Source organism: Polaribacter sp. IC073, assembly GCF_007997075.1.
Classification (GTDB): Bacteria; Bacteroidota; Bacteroidia; order Flavobacteriales; family Flavobacteriaceae; genus Polaribacter.
The window spans coordinates 500,481-517,423 of sequence record NZ_VORS01000001.1; the positions used below are offsets into that span (position 1 = coordinate 500,481).

Annotated in this window: 16 protein-coding genes; 4 read left to right on the forward strand and 12 right to left on the reverse strand. The window is 31.8% G+C overall.

Features of this window, described 5'->3' with window-relative positions; all coding sequences use genetic code 11:
- Positions 1–19: 19 nt before the first annotated feature.
- The 7 genes from sufB to ES045_RS02270 all read right to left on the reverse strand — a co-directional run bounded on the left by sufB (position 20) and on the right by ES045_RS02270 (position 6,714).
- Entirely contained in the window at positions 20–1,465 is a 1,446-nt protein-coding gene (sufB, locus tag ES045_RS02240) for a Fe-S cluster assembly protein SufB (RefSeq protein WP_147111702.1), read from the reverse strand.
- Between the two features lie 149 nt (positions 1,466–1,614).
- Positions 1,615–1,749: a four helix bundle protein gene (locus ES045_RS16530; RefSeq protein ID WP_262712850.1), complete on the reverse strand. Its 135-nt coding sequence runs from the start codon at positions 1,747–1,749 to the stop codon at positions 1,615–1,617.
- Positions 1,750–1,902: 153 nt separating this feature from the next.
- Positions 1,903–2,232, reverse strand: a complete 330-nt coding sequence (locus ES045_RS02250; protein WP_147111706.1) for a HesB/IscA family protein — start codon at positions 2,230–2,232, stop codon at positions 1,903–1,905.
- Positions 2,233–2,337: 105 nt separating this feature from the next.
- Positions 2,338–3,396: a cytochrome-c peroxidase gene (locus ES045_RS02255; RefSeq protein ID WP_189663002.1), complete on the reverse strand. Its 1,059-nt coding sequence runs from the start codon at positions 3,394–3,396 to the stop codon at positions 2,338–2,340.
- Positions 3,397–3,428: 32 nt separating this feature from the next.
- Entirely contained in the window at positions 3,429–4,160 is a 732-nt protein-coding gene (locus ES045_RS02260) for an MbnP family protein (protein WP_147111709.1), read from the reverse strand.
- A 1-nt stretch (position 4,161) separates the two neighbouring features.
- The gene (locus tag ES045_RS02265) at positions 4,162–5,490 is read right to left on the reverse strand and encodes a hypothetical protein (RefSeq protein WP_223267152.1); all 1,329 of its coding nucleotides are present in this window, start codon (positions 5,488–5,490) and stop codon (positions 4,162–4,164) included.
- 6 nt (positions 5,491–5,496) lie between these two features.
- The gene (locus ES045_RS02270; protein ID WP_147111711.1) at positions 5,497–6,714 is read right to left on the reverse strand and encodes a choice-of-anchor B family protein; all 1,218 of its coding nucleotides are present in this window, start codon (positions 6,712–6,714) and stop codon (positions 5,497–5,499) included.
- A gap of 155 nt (positions 6,715–6,869) precedes the next feature.
- Between ES045_RS02270 and thiL the strand changes: the two genes are divergently transcribed.
- Entirely contained in the window at positions 6,870–7,919 is a 1,050-nt protein-coding gene (gene thiL, locus ES045_RS02275) for a thiamine-phosphate kinase (protein ID WP_147111714.1), read from the forward strand.
- A 322-nt stretch (positions 7,920–8,241) separates the two neighbouring features.
- On the opposite strand, the gene ES045_RS02280 is transcribed toward thiL, so the two are convergent.
- Both ES045_RS02280 and ES045_RS02285 read right to left on the reverse strand, forming a co-directional pair.
- A complete protein-coding gene (locus tag ES045_RS02280) occupies positions 8,242–8,970 on the reverse strand; it encodes a tRNA-uridine aminocarboxypropyltransferase (RefSeq protein ID WP_147111716.1) in 729 nt (242 codons plus the stop codon).
- 93 nt (positions 8,971–9,063) lie between these two features.
- Entirely contained in the window at positions 9,064–9,843 is a 780-nt protein-coding gene (locus ES045_RS02285) for an alpha/beta fold hydrolase (protein WP_147111719.1), read from the reverse strand.
- A 143-nt stretch (positions 9,844–9,986) separates the two neighbouring features.
- Between ES045_RS02285 and ES045_RS02290 the strand changes: the two genes are divergently transcribed.
- The 3 genes from ES045_RS02290 (at position 9,987) to ES045_RS02300 (ending at position 13,591) form a co-directional block, all read left to right on the forward strand.
- Positions 9,987–11,486, forward strand: coding sequence for a serine hydrolase (locus ES045_RS02290; RefSeq protein WP_223267153.1), 1,500 nt, complete (start codon positions 9,987–9,989; stop codon positions 11,484–11,486).
- A gap of 2 nt (positions 11,487–11,488) precedes the next feature.
- Positions 11,489–12,751: a branched-chain amino acid transport system II carrier protein gene (gene brnQ / locus ES045_RS02295; protein ID WP_147111725.1), complete on the forward strand. Its 1,263-nt coding sequence runs from the start codon at positions 11,489–11,491 to the stop codon at positions 12,749–12,751.
- A 168-nt stretch (positions 12,752–12,919) separates the two neighbouring features.
- Complete coding sequence (locus tag ES045_RS02300) at positions 12,920–13,591, forward strand: helix-turn-helix domain-containing protein (RefSeq protein ID WP_223267154.1); 672 nt, start codon at positions 12,920–12,922, stop codon at positions 13,589–13,591.
- Positions 13,592–13,663: 72 nt separating this feature from the next.
- Here the strand turns inward: ES045_RS02300 and ES045_RS02305 are convergent, their stop codons facing one another.
- The 3 genes from ES045_RS02305 to ES045_RS02315 form a co-directional block, all read right to left on the reverse strand.
- Positions 13,664–15,883, reverse strand: a complete 2,220-nt coding sequence (locus ES045_RS02305; RefSeq protein ID WP_147111730.1) for a nitric-oxide reductase large subunit — start codon at positions 15,881–15,883, stop codon at positions 13,664–13,666.
- Between the two features lie 27 nt (positions 15,884–15,910).
- Positions 15,911–16,249 carry a cupin domain-containing protein gene (locus tag ES045_RS02310; RefSeq protein ID WP_147111733.1) on the reverse strand — a complete coding sequence of 113 codons (339 nt, stop codon included), beginning with the start codon at positions 16,247–16,249 and terminating at the stop codon, positions 15,911–15,913.
- A 73-nt stretch (positions 16,250–16,322) separates the two neighbouring features.
- Positions 16,323–16,757 carry an RrF2 family transcriptional regulator gene (locus ES045_RS02315; protein ID WP_147111736.1) on the reverse strand — a complete coding sequence of 145 codons (435 nt, stop codon included), beginning with the start codon at positions 16,755–16,757 and terminating at the stop codon, positions 16,323–16,325.
- Between the last annotated feature and the right edge of the window lie 186 nt (positions 16,758–16,943).

Consider the following 16,943-nt stretch of genomic DNA (forward strand, 5'->3'; position numbering starts at 1 on the left):
GGTTCAAATTCATATAATTTTAACCTACTGAACCTTCTAAACTAATTTCCAATAATTTTTGAGCTTCCACAGCAAATTCCATTGGTAAATTATTTAAAACCTCTTTACTAAATCCGTTTACAATTAATGCAATTGCTTTCTCAGTATCGATACCACGTTGGTTGCAGTAAAATAATTGTTCTTCACCAATTTTACTTGTTGTTGCTTCGTGCTCTATTTGTGCCGACTTATTCTTCACTTCGATATAAGGAAACGTGTGTGCACCACATTCATTACCCATTAACAAAGAATCACATTGAGAGAAATTACGAGCATTTTCTGCTCTTGCATTTATCTGAACTAAACCTCTGTATGAGTTCTGTGATTTTCCGGCAGAAATTCCTTTAGAAATAATGGTAGACTTGGTATTTTTACCTAAGTGAATCATTTTTGTTCCTGTATCTGCTTGCTGATGGTTGTTTGTTACAGCAATCGAGTAAAATTCACCCACAGAATTGTTTCCTTTTAAAATACAAGAAGGATATTTCCAGGTAACAGCAGAACCTGTTTCTACTTGTGTCCAAGAAATTTTTGCATTGTTTTCGCAAATTCCTCTTTTAGTTACAAAATTGAAAACACCACCTTTTCCTTCTTTATTACCAGGGTACCAGTTTTGTACAGTAGAATATTTAATTTCTGAATCATCTAAAGCAATTAATTCTACAACGGCTGCGTGCAATTGATTTTCATCTCTACTTGGCGCAGTACAACCTTCTAAATAAGAAACGTAACTTCCTTTGTCTGCAACCACTAACGTTCTTTCGAACTGCCCTGTTCCACCTTCATTAATTCTGAAGTAGGTAGATAATTCCATCGGACATTTTACACCTTTTGGAATGTAACAGAAAGATCCATCAGAAAAAACTGCCGAATTTAGTGCTGCATAAAAGTTGTCTGTTGTTGGTACAACGGTTCCTAAATATTTTTTAACCAATTCTGGGTGTTCTTGAATTGCTTCTGAAATTGGCATAAAAATAATACCCTTTTCACCTAATGTTTTCTTAAACGTAGTTGCTACAGAAACAGAATCCATCACAATATCTACAGCTACATTAGCTAATTTTTTTTGTTCGTCTAAAGAAATTCCTAAACGCTTAAAAGTGTCTAATAATTCTGGATCTACTTCGTCCAAAGAATTTAATTTCGGTTTTTCTTTAGGTGCAGAATAATATGCAATGTCTTGAAAATTTGGTTTCGTATAATGAACATTTGCCCATTCTGGCTCTTCCATTTTTTCCCAAACTCGGTAAGCTTCCAAACGCCAATCGGTCATCCATTGAGGTTCGTTTTTCTTTTTAGAGATTGCGATTACAACATCTTCACTTAACCCTTTTGCAAAGGTCTCGCTTTCTATATCTGTATAAAAACCATATTTATATTCTTTGGTTTTTAATTCTTGTTCTAAATCTTCTTCAGTATACTTCATAGTTCAAAGTTTTTAATTTAAAGTTTAAAGTTGTGCTTGTTAACTTTTGTATTTGCTTCCTTTAAATTCACTGTTTTTAAATAATTTATAAATCTTCCAATCATTTTACTTAAAACTAATGATTGTTCCTTTAGTTTGTTGAAATCCTCTTAATTTATATACTTCCTATCAAAAACGCTGTATAATTGAGATTTTGTTTCCCCACAAGATGCTTTTGCAATTGATAAAAATTGAATAAACTCTTTATTTCCATTGCTTTCAAATCCTTCTGCAATATTGTTCATAACTGAACCAGAAGAACCATCTATTCGATTCTATAATCTTTCCTTAATTCTGTGTTATTTGCAATTTAGTTAATATCGTTACAAAGAATTTTAGAAAGTTTCTAAATTTTCGAACATATTCGCGATTGCCATAACATTAAATTCTGAACCTTTTTATAAAGAGAAAGATTCCCCACAACCACAAGTTCGGTTTGCGTTAGGATTGTTAAAAACAAATCCTTTTCCGTTTAAACCACCTGAGTATTCTAGCGTTGTTCCTACTAAATATAAAAAGCTCTTTTTGTCTACAATAATTTTTACATTATTTTCTTCAAAAACTTTATCGTTATCTTCTTTTTTATTATCGAAAGTTAGATCGTAAGATAAACCTGAACAACCACCGCTCTTTACACCAACTCTTACAAAGTCAGTTATCGCGTTAAAGCCTTCATCAGTCATCAATTCTACGACTTTCTTCTTTGCTGTGTCTGAAACTTTTATCATAATTTTAACTAGATTAAATCTAAATTGAGTGCAAATATACAATTTAAGTCGAAGAAAACGAAGAACTTTCATTATGAAACCTAATATGTCAATTGGTTTTATTGATTACTTTAGAAAGCTTGTATTACTAGTAAAATTAGGGTCTGAAAGTGAGAGCAAAAAAGCTTTCAAATCGGCTTTGTCTTGCCTTGATAATTGCACGCCACCTTGGTTTATTTTTTTCATTAAAGGGTCTATTGTTGATGATCTTTTCAGTCCTTCAGAATAATGATCAATCACTTCTTCTAAAGTTGCAAATCTGCCATCGTGCATGTAAGGTGCTGTAAAAGTAAGATTTCTTATTGATGGAGATTTAAATTTTCCATTATCACTAGGATCTCCTGTTATTTTACCCAAACCTAAATCAGAAAAATTAGTATCTAAACCATTGTTGTGGAATTTGTTATCTGTCCAAAGCGGATTGTTGTTACTTCCATGGCAATGAAAACAATCTCCTTTTGCTTCGTCCATAAAAATGTCAAATCCGTTTTCTTCTTCTGGTGTTAAAGTTGTTTCTCCTTGTAAATATCGATCGAATTTAGAATTGCCAGAAATAAGTGTTCTTTCAAATTGAGCAATTGCTTTTGTCACTAATGTAGAATCTATTTTTGAAGTGCCAAAAGCCTGTAAAAATAAAGTAGGATATTCTAGATGCTGTTGTAATTTCTCTGTAACAATTTTCCAATTTGCATGCATTTCTATCGGATTTGAAACCGGTTCAAAAGCTTGTTTTTCTAGGCTAAATTCTTTTCCATCCCAAGTAAAACGCTCGTCAAAGTTCCATGCTAAATTAAACAATGGCATTGCATTTCTTTTTCCGAAATTACCGTTAATTCCCTCACTAAATTGTTTGTTGTCTGTAAATGCTCTCTTCGGATTGTGGCAGGAGGCACAAGATTGTGTTTCGTCTCCAGATAAAATGGTATCAAAAAAGAGTTTTTTGCCCAAAGAAACTCCTTCTTGGGTTAATGGATTGTTTGCTGGAATAATTGGCGCAATTAATTTGTCGGCAAAAAGTGTTGGGACTTCTAAATTATACGGTATTGGGGTGTAGATTTCTTCTTCTTTAGATGCGCAATTCATCAGAAGAAAAAAGGAAAGAAGAAATAGAAGTGTTTTTTTCATTTTAAAAGTTCCTTTGCAATGAGAACTATGTATTAATTTATTGTACCCAAACTAAAAACTGATTTTCCATTGGCACTCATCATTTTTTGAGCTTCAAAATTTGGCATTAAAACGGTGTTTAGTTCGTTTAAATTCCATGTATTCGGATTCTTAAACCATGCTGCAAGGTTCATTTTAATTTCAATTTCTGCCGAATTTGTAATAATCACAGTTCCTAGATCGACCTCAAAAGAAGTATCTTCAAATTTTAAATTATTTGGTTCTGCGTTATTTACAGCTCTAATTGTATGGTAATTAAAACCAGATTCTTGATTGTTATTGTCTAAATATTTTCCGTCAAATTGCATGTAATGATAACCACCACCCAACATTCCTGGGACATTAAGATTCACCGAATTTAAATCTTGATACACGCCATCTGTATTGTCTTCGTCTGAAAAACCAAACCTAAATTTTAGGTTGTAACTGCCAGGAGTAATATCTGAAACGGTGATAGAAGCTCCGTAATTTTCACCAAAATCTACTAAATGATAGTTTTTAGCACCAATTAAACTAATATTAGAAACAAGATACCGCAATCTTTCGACGCTTAGTTTGTCGCCATTTTCGTTGGTGAATTTTAACTCGTTTAAATCTTGGTTTGTAATGATTGTTCCATTCCAATGATGTGTAAAATTTAAAGTGACCAATAAATTTTCTTCTTCTTTTGAACAAGAACTTACTATAAAAATCGTTAAAATTAATAAAGTAATTATTTTTTTCATGCTACTCTTCTATTTGAATAATTAATGCGTCTGTAAATCCTTTATTTTCTGAAATATCTTGGTCTGAACTGCTACTTTCTCCCACGGCAATAATTATTTTATTATTCAATTCTACAACACCATATAAAAAATCGATTTGAGAGCCACCAACTGTTTTTTGCCACAACAATTTTCCGTTTGCATCTATTTTTAAAATCAAGGCATCATTCTGCCCCTTGTTTTCAAAGCCCTTGTCTAAACTTCTAGAACTTCCTGCAATTAAAAAACCATTATCTTGTGTTTTTGTAACTGCTCTAGCAACATCAAAACTGGTTCCGCCAATTGTTTTTTCCCAGATAAGAATTCCTTCTGTAGAAATTTTTATTGCCCAAACATCAGCAGCGCCATTATTTATAGAAACATCTTTGTCTTTGCTTCTTGTATCACCAACAATTATAAAATGACCATCATTTGTGCTTGTAATTGCTCTGGCCTCATCAATTTCTGAACCTCCAAAACTTTTCTCCCAAATGAGATTTCCTGTAGATGATATTTTGATAATCCAAAAATCATAGGTTCCTTTATTATTTTCAATATTAAAATCGTTACTATCAGATGAGCCTGCAATTATAAAATTATTATTTATAGTTTCTACAATGCCTAAAGGAGTATCTGTAAATGAGCCTCCAAAGAATGTATTCCATTCTAAATTACCAGCATTGTCTGTTTTTAAAACCCAATAATCGCCACCGGCGTGTTGGGTTGCAGCCGATTTTGCATTCCCTTGTCCGTTTGAAGCAGAAACATCTAAAACACCGGTTATTAGAAATCCGCCATTTTTAGTTTCTAATAAAGTAGTGCCATAATCTGCGCCAGAAAACCCGAATGTTTTTTGCCAAAGCAGCGTTCCGTTGTTAGAGAGTTTCAATAACCAAAAATCTTTAGAGCCGGCATTTTTAGTAACGTCTAGATCTGAACTTTTGGCATATCCTAAAACAGCAAAACCACCATCTACTGTTTGAATAATAGCTGCAGCTCTATCATCTTGAGTACCGCCAAAAGTTTTTTGCCATTCTAGTTTATTATCCGAAGAAAATTTTGAAACTAAAAAATCAAAAGACTCGTTTGTTTTTGAAACAATATCGGCATTATTACTTTGCGTAAATCCTGCAACAATGAAACCACCATCTACTGTTTTTTCTACGGAATGCAAGCCATCATTTTTAGAACCGCCAAAAGTATGTGTGCTGGTTGTCTTTGTTTCTGTGGGAATTTCATCAATAAAAAGACCTTCTTTTTTGGAACAGTTTAAAAGAGATAAAAAAACAATAAAGAGCCAGAATTTTTTCACTACAAATTAAGTTTTACTTTTTCTAATTACAAATAAACCACGTTTTATATCGCTAACAATAATGTTTCCACTTGGTAAATAAGGATACACATTCCAAGCACCACTAAAAGCGGTATTGTCGTTTTCTGGATACGTGTCGAAAAAACCAACTTCAGTAAAGCTTTTATTTCCAATATTAGAAATATCGATAATTCGAACGCCTGCGGTGTAATTTGCTTGAAAAAATAGGTTTCCTTTTACATACCCATTATGATCTATTGCAGCCGTTTTACCTGAGTAATTAAAATGATGAATTGGATTGTCTAAGTCTGTAAAATCGAAAATAATAGTTCTAGTATTTAGCCCTTTGTCTCGTTCATCTAGCTCATCACCCAAAATAAAATAGTTAAAATCTTCTGTAAACCAACCTTGGTGAGTGTACCCAATATTAGCATAACTTATCGAAGAAATTTTGGTAGGATTTTCTTTGTCGGTAACATCTACAAGAACAACTTCTGTTTCATTACTACCAATTAAAATTTCTTTGCCAGTATAGTCTGTGTCAGGTCCATTGTAGGTTACTACTTGTGCATCATGAGCATAATTTAGAAATCCGCCTTCTTCTACAGGCATAAAAGGATCTTGAATATTTATAAATAAAGGGCCACCTTTATACGTGCCACTTCTTGAGGTGCCAACAGGATATGCATATCCTTCTGCTTCATTAATAACAATATTATGTGCGCTACCAAAACCTGTATAATCTTTATCGGATGTAAATTCAACCGGTGTAACGATAACTTCTCTTAATCTATTTAAATTGAAGATTTGCATTCCGTGATCAGTGGCTTCACTTACAATGTAGGCAATGTCGTTATAGATTTTAACATCTCGCCAAGGACTATTTTCTGTTCTCGATTTTAAAAAACCAATAATTCTTGCTTCCGCAGGATTTGTAATATCTATAAATGAAACGCCTTTATTTGTGCACATTAGTGCGTATTCACTTTTAGTAACCGGATCTACCCAACCCCAAGAATCGTTTCCTTCTGTGTTTTCTCCGGCAATTTCCTCTAAAGTAATATGTGTTAATAAATCATAACCGTTACAAGGGAATTCTCCTGCAAAACCATTTTCGCATTTTGCAATAGGATTTATAATTGTTTGTTTTTCAGCCTCGAAAACATCTTTTTTTGAGCAACTGATTGCGATTAGAAGGAATATGAAAAGACTTTTTTTTATCATTTTTATTATTTGTGAAGTATTAAACGAACTTTACTAAGATAACGTAATTATTGTTTTTTAGTATTTAGAAAGTGTAGAAGTAAAAATAGTCATATTATTTTTACTTCTCTGTTAAATGAACTCTGTAATTTTAAGATTGTACTTACCTTTGCAAGATGTTAGAAGATAAAAATACACAAAAAACGTCATTAGCTGAACTAGGTGAGTTTGGTTTAATCAATCATATTACAAAATATTTTAAGATTGAAAACTCCTCTACAGTGAAAGGAATTGGAGATGATGCAGCAGTTTTAGCAGCGTCTGAAAAGCAAACTTTAGTAACCACAGATTTGTTAATTGAAGGTGTACATTTCGATTTAAGTTACATGCCTTTAAAACATTTAGGATACAAAGCGGTAATGGTTAATTTGTCTGATGTGTATGCAATGAATGGAGTTGCAGAACAAATTACGGTTTCGATTGCAGTTTCTAATCGTTTTCCCTTAGAAGCAATTGAAGAATTGTATGCAGGAATTCAGTTGGCTTGTGAAACGTATAAAGTAGATTTAGTTGGTGGAGACACCACTTCTTCTACCAAAGGAATTCTAATTTCTGTGACCGCAATTGGTAAAGCAGAAAAAGAAGATATTGTGTATAGAAATGGTGCAAAAGAAACGGATTTAATTGTGGTTTCTGGAGATTTAGGTGCGGCTTATTTAGGGTTGCAAGTTTTAGAAAGAGAGAAACAAGTTTTTAAGGTAGACCCAAACAATCAGCCAGATTTAGATAATTATACGTATTTAATAGAACGACAATTAAAACCGGAAGCTCGAAGAGATGTTGCTGGTTTGTTAAAAGAGTTGGAAATAAAACCAACGGCTATGATTGATATTTCTGATGGTCTTTCGTCTGAAATTATGCACATTTGTTCGCAGTCTAAAGTTGGTTGTAAAATTTATGAAGATAAATTGCCATTAGATCCTCAAGTAATTTCTGCTTGTGAAGAATTTGAATTAGATTCTACGATGGTTGCTTTAAGTGGAGGAGAAGATTATGAATTACTTTTTACAGTACCAATTGCAGCTTTTGAGAGTATTAAAACAAATCCTAATTTTTCTATTATTGGTCATATTACAGCAGAAAATCAAGGTTTAAATTTAGTAACTAGAGCGAGCCAAGAAATTGAGTTGAAAGCACAAGGTTGGAATGCTTTGAAAAACGAGTAATTTTAACAATAAGTAAGGTTATAAAAAAAGCGCAAATTTTAATTTGCGCTTTTTTTTATATATGTAACTTTAAGTTATAGAATTTTATTTTAGTTGGTCACAATAACTTTTCTTCTTTTCCTAAATTATATTTCTTTAAAGTTTCTATTTTCTTTGGACCTAGATGAATCGTTTTCCAATAACCATGCTTTAAATTGTTTTCAATGAAACTCTTTAAAACTTAAACTAACGCGCCTTTATTTTTATTATAACCTTGTATTAGTGTGTAATACGCTTCATTTAATAACTAAGGTTTATAAAAAGGACATTTAACTGTCTTGTTCTAACTGTCTTGTTCAAAAATAATATTTCTTTCTGTATTTTTCTTATACATGTTCTTAGAAATTATCTCTGTGCTCGCAGTTGAGCGATAGTTTTTATTATTTGGGTTAAACAGATATTCTAGTTGATGGGCAATCATTTTTTTAAAAGGAACAAGGAAACCTTTCGTCTCACATTGTTCTACATCACCTTTTTTTAGTAAATTTAAGACTGTATAAACCGACTCAATAGTACTAAGACAAAGTGGATCTGGCTGCTGTTTGATAATAAATTTTGATTTGATTTTATTATCAAAACTTACTCTTTTTAGCTTTTGCAAATTCGTACTTAGTTTAAGCATTTTACGAGCACAAGGCCATGTACCATCAAGAATAAATATGTGTGGATTATTACCCATAAATGAAGTTATTTCTGAACTTTTTCTTTGAGATAAGTTAAAATTCTCTTTTCCCGGATAAAGTAAAAAAGAAGCATTTTTTTCTTCAGTCAATATTTCATTTACACGATTATTATTAGTAAAATCGACGCCAACTATAATTTCAGAATTTTCAAGTTGAAGGCTAGTCATGTGTCCCGTTCCGTTTTTTTCTTTTTTATACTCCTTTGGGTGCATAAGAATAATAAAACGAGTCTTAGTATGAAAAGGACGAATGTGTTTACAAATACAGGTGCTTATAGGATTTATGCATTTGTAACATGTTGTTCTTGGATTTTTTATTTCTACTTGCAAAGTGAATCTCTCTTTATTTTCTAATTAACTATATTGATAATATGATGTAGTTTCAATGAATTAAACGAAATAGTTTTTTTTGAGAAAGTTAATTTATAATTTCTTAACAAACTTTTGTAAAACTGTAATCAATTCTTCTTTATTTTCAATATGACTCATGTGGCCGTTTGGGAAAACAACAAGTTCTGTATTTGTTTTTTTAGCCTCTTCTAAAGAAGTTTCAAAATCTAAAACAGGGTCTTTCTCACCAATAATTATTAACTTTTTAAAATCGTTTTCAGCTAAAATAACATTTCTGTTTGGACGAATTCTCATGCCCTCTTGTGCAGCAATATAACCCTGAATTGGAGTTTGCAAAGCTTCATGCAAAGCAGCTTCCATTTCTGCTTTAAAAAGAACGCTGCTTTTTTTACCAAACAAATTGGCAAAAGACATTCTTACCATGCTTGTAAAGTTATTCTGAATCATTCTGTTAGCGCGAGTTCTTAGCGTTTTTCGTTCTGCATCATCTTTATTAGAGGTAGAATTCATTAGACATAAACCCTTTATTTTCTGCGGATGTTTTTCTGCAAAAGCCAATGCAACATAACCGCCTAAAGAATGGCCAACTAAAAATGTTTTCCGAATTCTTAACTGTTTTAAAACAGCAGCTATGGTTTCTGCAAATAATTCCATAGAATGCACGTAGCCCAAACAGTCGCTTTTTCCATGACCTAACAAATCAACCGTAATCACTCTGTTTTTTTTAGATAATTCTGGGGTAATATTTTGCCACATTGTAGCGTTCTCTAAAAAGCCATGAATTAGCACAACAGCAGTTCCTTTTCCTTCATCCGTATAAAAAATATCCGCATTTTTATATTCTAAAATCATAACGACAAATATAAGATTTGATTCGTTTTTAGAAATTTAAAAATCATAAAGTATTTACTATATTTGGTGTGAATTCATTCCAAATAAATCTTATGTTTTTTAGAAAAATTATACTCTTATCTATCTTCATTGTTTCCGTAACAATGAATGCACAAATTAAAGAGAAAAAGTTAGATCAATTAGTAGAAAAAACTTTAAAAACCTTTGATATTCCTGGTATTTCTGTCGGAATTTTAAAAGATGGAAAAATAGTCTATGCAAAAGGGCATGGTGTTCGTTCTCTAACCAATAAAAAGGAGATGAACGAAAATACACTAGTTGGTGTTGCTTCTAATAGTAAGGGTTTTACTTGTTTTGCTTTGGCAATGATGGTAGATGCAGGGAAATTAAATTGGGACGATAAAGTAAGAAAACACATTCCAGAATTTCAATTATATGACGCCTGGGTTACGCAAGAATTTACGGTAAGAGATTTGGTTACGCATAGAAGCGGAATGGCTTTAGGCGCAGGAGATTTAATGTTCTTTCCAGAAGGAAATGATTTTAAGGTTTCAGATGTCATCAATAATGTAAAATATCTAGAACCAGAAACCTCTTTTAGAAGTCAGTTTGCGTACAATAACAACATGTTTATTATTGCCGGTGAAGTTTTAAAACGTGTTAGTGGTCTTTCTTGGGAAGAGTTTATTGAAACAAAAATTATGAATCCTGTTGGCATGAACAACAGTAAAGCATCTTATAATAGAGTTACAAATAGAACAAATATAATAGATGCGCATACAAGAACAGAGGGTAAGGTAATTCAGATTCCGCATGATTGGAGCGAAACTGCAAATGCTGCTGGCGGAATTGTAAGTAACGTAAAAGACATGCTTACGTGGGCAAATTTTTTAATGAATGATGCTGTGACATCCGAAGGAAAAAGATTGTTAAGTGCAAATCAATTTCATGAATTGTGGCAATTACAAACGCCGTTAAAAGTGGGTAAAAACGACGCTTACAATTCTAATTTTAATGGGTACGGTTTAGGTTGGTTCTTAACAGATGTAAAAGGCGGCCATAAACAAGTGTATCATACAGGCGGTTTATTAGGTACGGTTACACAATTTACAATGATTCCCAATTTAGATTTAGGAATTATTGTGTTGACAAATCAAATGAACGGAAATGCATTTAATACCATTACAAATACCATAAAAGATAGTTATTTAGGGTACGAAGATAGAAATTGGTTAAAAACGTACGGAGACAAAAACAACAACTTTTTACAGTTTAACGACAGTATAAAAGCAAGTGTTTATACTAAAGTTGCTCTTGCAAAAACAAATACAAACCTACCAGAACCAAACCAGATTGTTGGAACGTATTCTGATGATTGGTTTGGAGATGTTGTTATTTCTTTTGATACTAATAAGTATACTATAAAAAGTAAAAGATCCTCGGATATTGTAGGGGAGTTATTACCTTACAACCAAACAACATTTGTTGCTAAATGGAACAATAGAAGTTTTGATGCAGATGTTTTTGTGAATTTTACTTTTAACGAAAAAGGAAATGCCACCAGTGCAACAATGAAATATGTAGCACCAATTACAGATTTTAGCTTCGATTTTGAACATTTAAAACTTAAAAAACAAGAGTAATTTTGAATAAAACAAAAGAAATTTGGATTGCAGGTTTTGCATTATTTTCATTATTTTTTGGAGCAGGAAATTTAATTTTACCTCCGAATTTAGGAGTTAAAGCTGGTGTAGATTGGTGGGTTGTTGTTTTGGGTTTTATTTTAACAGCCATTGCAATTCCTATTTTGGCAATTTTTGCACACGCAAGATTACAAGGAACTTTGTACGATTTCGGTAAGAAAGTTTCTCCTGCTTTTAGTACACTCTTTTGTTTCTTAATATATATAATTGCAGTTGCAATTCCGTCTCCAAGAACAGCTGCTGTAACGCATGAAATGGCAATTCAGCCATTTTTTGATACGCCCGCAATTTTAACAAGTATTGTTTATTTTGTTTTAGTTTTTCTATTTGCCATCAATCGTTCTAAGATTATTAGTTTAATTGGTAAGTTTTTAACACCAATAATTGTACTTATTTTATTAGTTATTATAGGTATTTCATTTTTCACATCTACGGGAAATTTAGGCGTATCAACCTTTAAAAATCCTTTTATAGACGGGCTTTTAGAGGGTTATCAAACTTTTGATGCTATTGCAGGTGTTGTTGTAGGAGCGGTTATTATTATTTCTTTAGATTATAGCAATCACACTACGTTTAACGAGAAAAGAAAACTTATTAGAAAAGCAGGTTATATTGCAGGAACAGGGTTGTTATTAATTTACGGAGGCTTAATTTTAAGTGGTGCTTTATTTGCAACTACATTTGCAGAGACTGCTTCAAGAATAGACGTTTTATCTGGTTTAAGTACACAGACTTTAGGAAACTTCGGAACCACCTTTTTAAGTATTTTAGTAGCTTTAGCGTGTTTTACAACAGCGGTTGGTATTGTAACAGGAACTGCAGATTATATCAAAGGGATTTGCAATAACTCTAAAACTGCTTATATAATTACGGCAGCAGTTTGTGCTATTATCGGAATTATTGTTGGTAGTTACAATGTTGGTTTTATTATTGATGTTGCGGTACCTGCATTAATGTTTCTGTACCCAATAACTATTATGCTAATTTTATTAAATATTGTACCAGACAAGTATGCATCTAAACTTGTTTTTAGAGGAGTTATTTTGGTAACTTTTATCTTTAGTATTACCGATTTTTTAGGCTTTATAATTCCTAGAGAAAATTTAATAGGTATTAAAAGTATCATTCCTTTAGCAGAACATAGTTTGGGTTGGGTTTTACCTGCTTTGTTGGTTTTTGTTGGGTTGAATTTGAAGAGGAAATAAGAGAGCTTCAAACATAATAAAAAGTTATTAAGTTTATAACTATTTTTACGACCAACAGACAAAACAAACTCAAATCTAGCAATTCAAGATATTACAAAATACTCTTTTCAGAATACTTTTTCTTTAAGTAAAGTTGCTTTTGAAAAAGCATGTACAATAGATCATTCTGTGCAACAAAATGCCTATGTTATTTACTGGATTAAAGAAAGAAAAGGAACGTATAATATCGATTTTGAACAATATACTTTTGATGATAATGTATTGTTCTTTTTATCTCCAGGACAAGTTTTTACCGTAGATTCCGAACAAATAAAAACGGCCTATAAACTTACTTTTGTAAGAGATTTCTATTGCATACAAACCCACGACCAAGAATTGGCGTGTAACGGAATTCTATTTAACAATATCTATGAAACACCCTTTGTAAAACCTTGCGAAAAAGACACTAAAAAACTTAATTTTATATTAGAAAGTTTAATTGAGGAATTTCAACAAAACGAAACTGCACAATATGATATGTTGCAGTCTTATTTAAAACAATTTATTATTTCTGCAGTTCGTGTTCAAAAAGAGAATCATATTATTAAAGAAGATGTAGAAACCCGTCTTTTTAAAGATTTTAGTTTGTTGGTAGAGCAGAATTTTAAAACAATACATTCGGTAACCGATTATGCAAACAGATTAGGAGTTTCGCCAAAGTCTATTTCTAAGCATTTTCAGAAATTGGGTGTAAAAACACTTTCAGACTTTATTAAAAACCGAATTTTATTAGAAGCAAAACGTTTATTAATTTATACAGATAAAACGGTTAAGGAAATTGCTTTTGAGCTTGGTCATTAATCGTAAAATAGTTTTTTTAGTTTGTGGTAATAAAAAAGGCGAACATTGCTGTTCGCCTTTTTTAGTGAATATTTATTTTTTTCGTTTGTAATTGTAGATTACTTCATCTATTGTAAACCAACAGAAATAGTAAATCCCAACAGAGAAAATAATATCTCCAATCATTCTCATCCATTTTAAGGTTTGTATGGTTGGCGAGTATAAAAGATCAGATTCTCTAGCAAATGAATATCCCTCAGTTATAGAAGTATACGCTTGTATAATTCCTATTGGTAATAAACTTAAAACAACCATTGCTATCAATCCAATGTTTAGACACCAGAAAGCTCTTTTTAGTTTTTTACTGTTCCAAACTCTATCAGAATAAAAACGCAGACAGATAATTATAAAGCCCATTCCTAACATTCCGTAGACACCAAATAAAGCGGTGTGTGAATGAACAGCAGTGGTGTTTAAACCTTGAATATAGTACAACGCAATTGGCGGATTAATTAAGAAACCAAAAACCCCAGCCCCTAAGAAGTTCCAAAAGGAAACAGCAATAAAGAAGAATATTGGCCATTTATAATTCTGAATCCATTTTTTACTTTTTAAAAGATTCCAGTTTTCTCTAATTTCGAATCCCATTAAAGTTAATGGAACCACTTCTAAAGCACTAAATGTTGCACCCAAAGCAATTGCTTGTATTGGTGTACCAGAATAATATAAATGATGTAAAGTACCTATAATTCCACCCGCTAAAAATATAGAAGCCGATGCTACAGAAACTCTACCCGCTGTTTTAGGAGATATGATTTCCATTCTAGAGAAAATAAATGCGATTACTACAGTTGCAAAAACTTCAAAAAAACCTTCTACCCATAAATGAACTAGCCACCATCTCCAGTAATTAATTACAGGCAAACTACTATTTTCGCCATACATTAATCCAGAAAAGAAGAACATACCAATTGCCATTACAGATATTAATAAGATGATTAATAAATGTTTCGATTCATCATTTTTTCGAATCGCATAGATAATATGTCTACTTACCATCACCACCCATAAAATAAGTCCGATTCCTAAAAATATTTGCCAGAATCTACCTAAATCCATGTATTCATATCCTTGATGTCCAAAGAAAAAGTTGGTGGTTAAATCTAAAAATTGATGCACGCCTAACCATTCACCCAACATAGAGCCAAAAACAATAATAATTAATGCGACAAAAAGAAAGTTGATTCCAAAAAGTTGGTATTTCATTTCTTTTTTTGAAATCATAGGTGCTAAAAATAATCCGGTTGCCAACCAAGTTGCGGCAATCCAGAAAACAGCCAATTGTGTATGCCAAGTTCTAGTTATAGAATAAGGTAAGAACTTGGCTAAATCGAAACCAAAGAAACTTTGTCCTTCAACGGTGTAATGAACCGTTATAACACCTAAAATTACTTGTAGACCAATTAGTAAAGAGATGACAAAAAAGTATTTTAAAACAGCTTTTTGAGACTTCACTAGTTTCATGTTAGCCAAAGGATCTTTGTCTGGTTTTGTTAAAGCTTCTCCTTTTTCATGATTTCTTAAATAATAGAAGGTTAAGATTCCAATAAAAACAAGCAACAATACAATTGATAAACCAGACCAAATTATAGAACCATCTGTAATATTATTGTCTATTAAAGGTTCATGTGGCCAATTAGAAGTATAAGTGTAGTCTTTTTCTGGTCTGTTTGTACTTGCGGCCCAAGAAGTCCAAAAGAAAAAAGCGTTTAACTGCTTTAGTTTTACTTCATCTGTTAAGGCACCTTCGGGTATGGCATATCGTTCATTTCCTTCCGAAAAAATCTTACTAAAATGCTGAATATTATTATTGATAGCAGCAACCCTTTCTTTAGAAATTACAATTGTCTTTGTTGCAGAATTATACGTATTCGTTTTAATATCTTTAATTAAACGGGCTTTAATTGCTGCTTTCTGTTCTACATCTAATGCACTGTATTCTTTATTAAAATCTCTTTTAGCCCAAAGTTCTAGCATAAAAACAGCTTCTCTATGAATCCAATCTGCAGACCAATCTGGCGCTACATAACTTCCATGCCCCCAAATAGAGCCAACTTCCATACCACCAATAGATTCCCAAACATTTTGTCCGATCTGTATGTCTTCAATGGTATAGAAAACTTCATTTGTATCTTTAACTAAAACCTTTTGAGGAATTGGCGGTTGTTTTTGATACACTTGTGTTCCCACCCAAATTAGTACTGCAAAAGAGAGTACAATTACGCTTGTAAAAGCGATCCAAATTTTTTTCATTTTGATTTATTTTACCTATTATTTTAACTAAGAAACAACGTCATTTACTCTACTTATAGAGTCTGTTTTTGAAATAGTTAATCGGACTATGGCATCTTTTTCACAGAATAAGTTGTGTGGTACATTTGCGTCTAGTGCAATTAAATCTCCCTTTTTGAGCTGTAATTCTTTATTGTTAACACCAAAAAGAATTTCCCCTTCAAAAATTTCTACTACAATTGGTTTTGGCGCAGTATGTTCTTTCATTTCTTGGTTTTTACGCATTACAATTCTTATTTCTTTTGTAGAATTTGTTTCCATAAGTAGCGTAATTGCTGGTTTATCTTCCTTATAAATTAAGTTTGTTGTTAATGAGGCTGTAATCATATCTATCTATAGTTTAAGTTAATTTTAATTAAAAATAAAAAGATCTTTATATCTTTTTATTTGTTAAATTTTTTTAATTTTTTAGGTAATAATTTGCAATGTTTTTATCTGAAGAAAGCTCTAATAATGTGGTGTTTTCGAGCATTTTTTTAAGATTTTCTCTAATATTTATGAATTTGAAGTGCAACGGACAAGGTTCTTTGTCATTACATTGTTGCAATCCTAAACCACAACCTGTATAAATACCGTCTCCATCTAAAACCTGAACAATATGACTTAGTGAAATTGTTTTTAAGTTTTTTTCTTCAATGAAAAATCCGCCAAAAGGGCCTTTAATGGACTGCACTATTTTATGCTTTGTAAGCTGTTGTAATACTTTTGCAGTAAAAGCTTGGGGCGAATCTATGGCTTCAGAAATAGCGCTAATACTTACCTTTTTATTGGTTTTAGCTTGTTGTGCAATAAATATTACAGCTCTCAATCCATATTCACAAGTTTTAGAAAACATATATTGGTTTTAAATAAAAAAGCAAAGTTACAAAAAAAACAATAAAAGACAATAATATCTTTTATTGTTTTAGGAAATTTTAATGGTTTATTATATTGGTAAGAAATCACTTTATTTTAAATTATAAATAGCACATTAATTTTAAAAACAGCACCAAGAAAGTTAAAGGTTTTTATACTTAAGTTT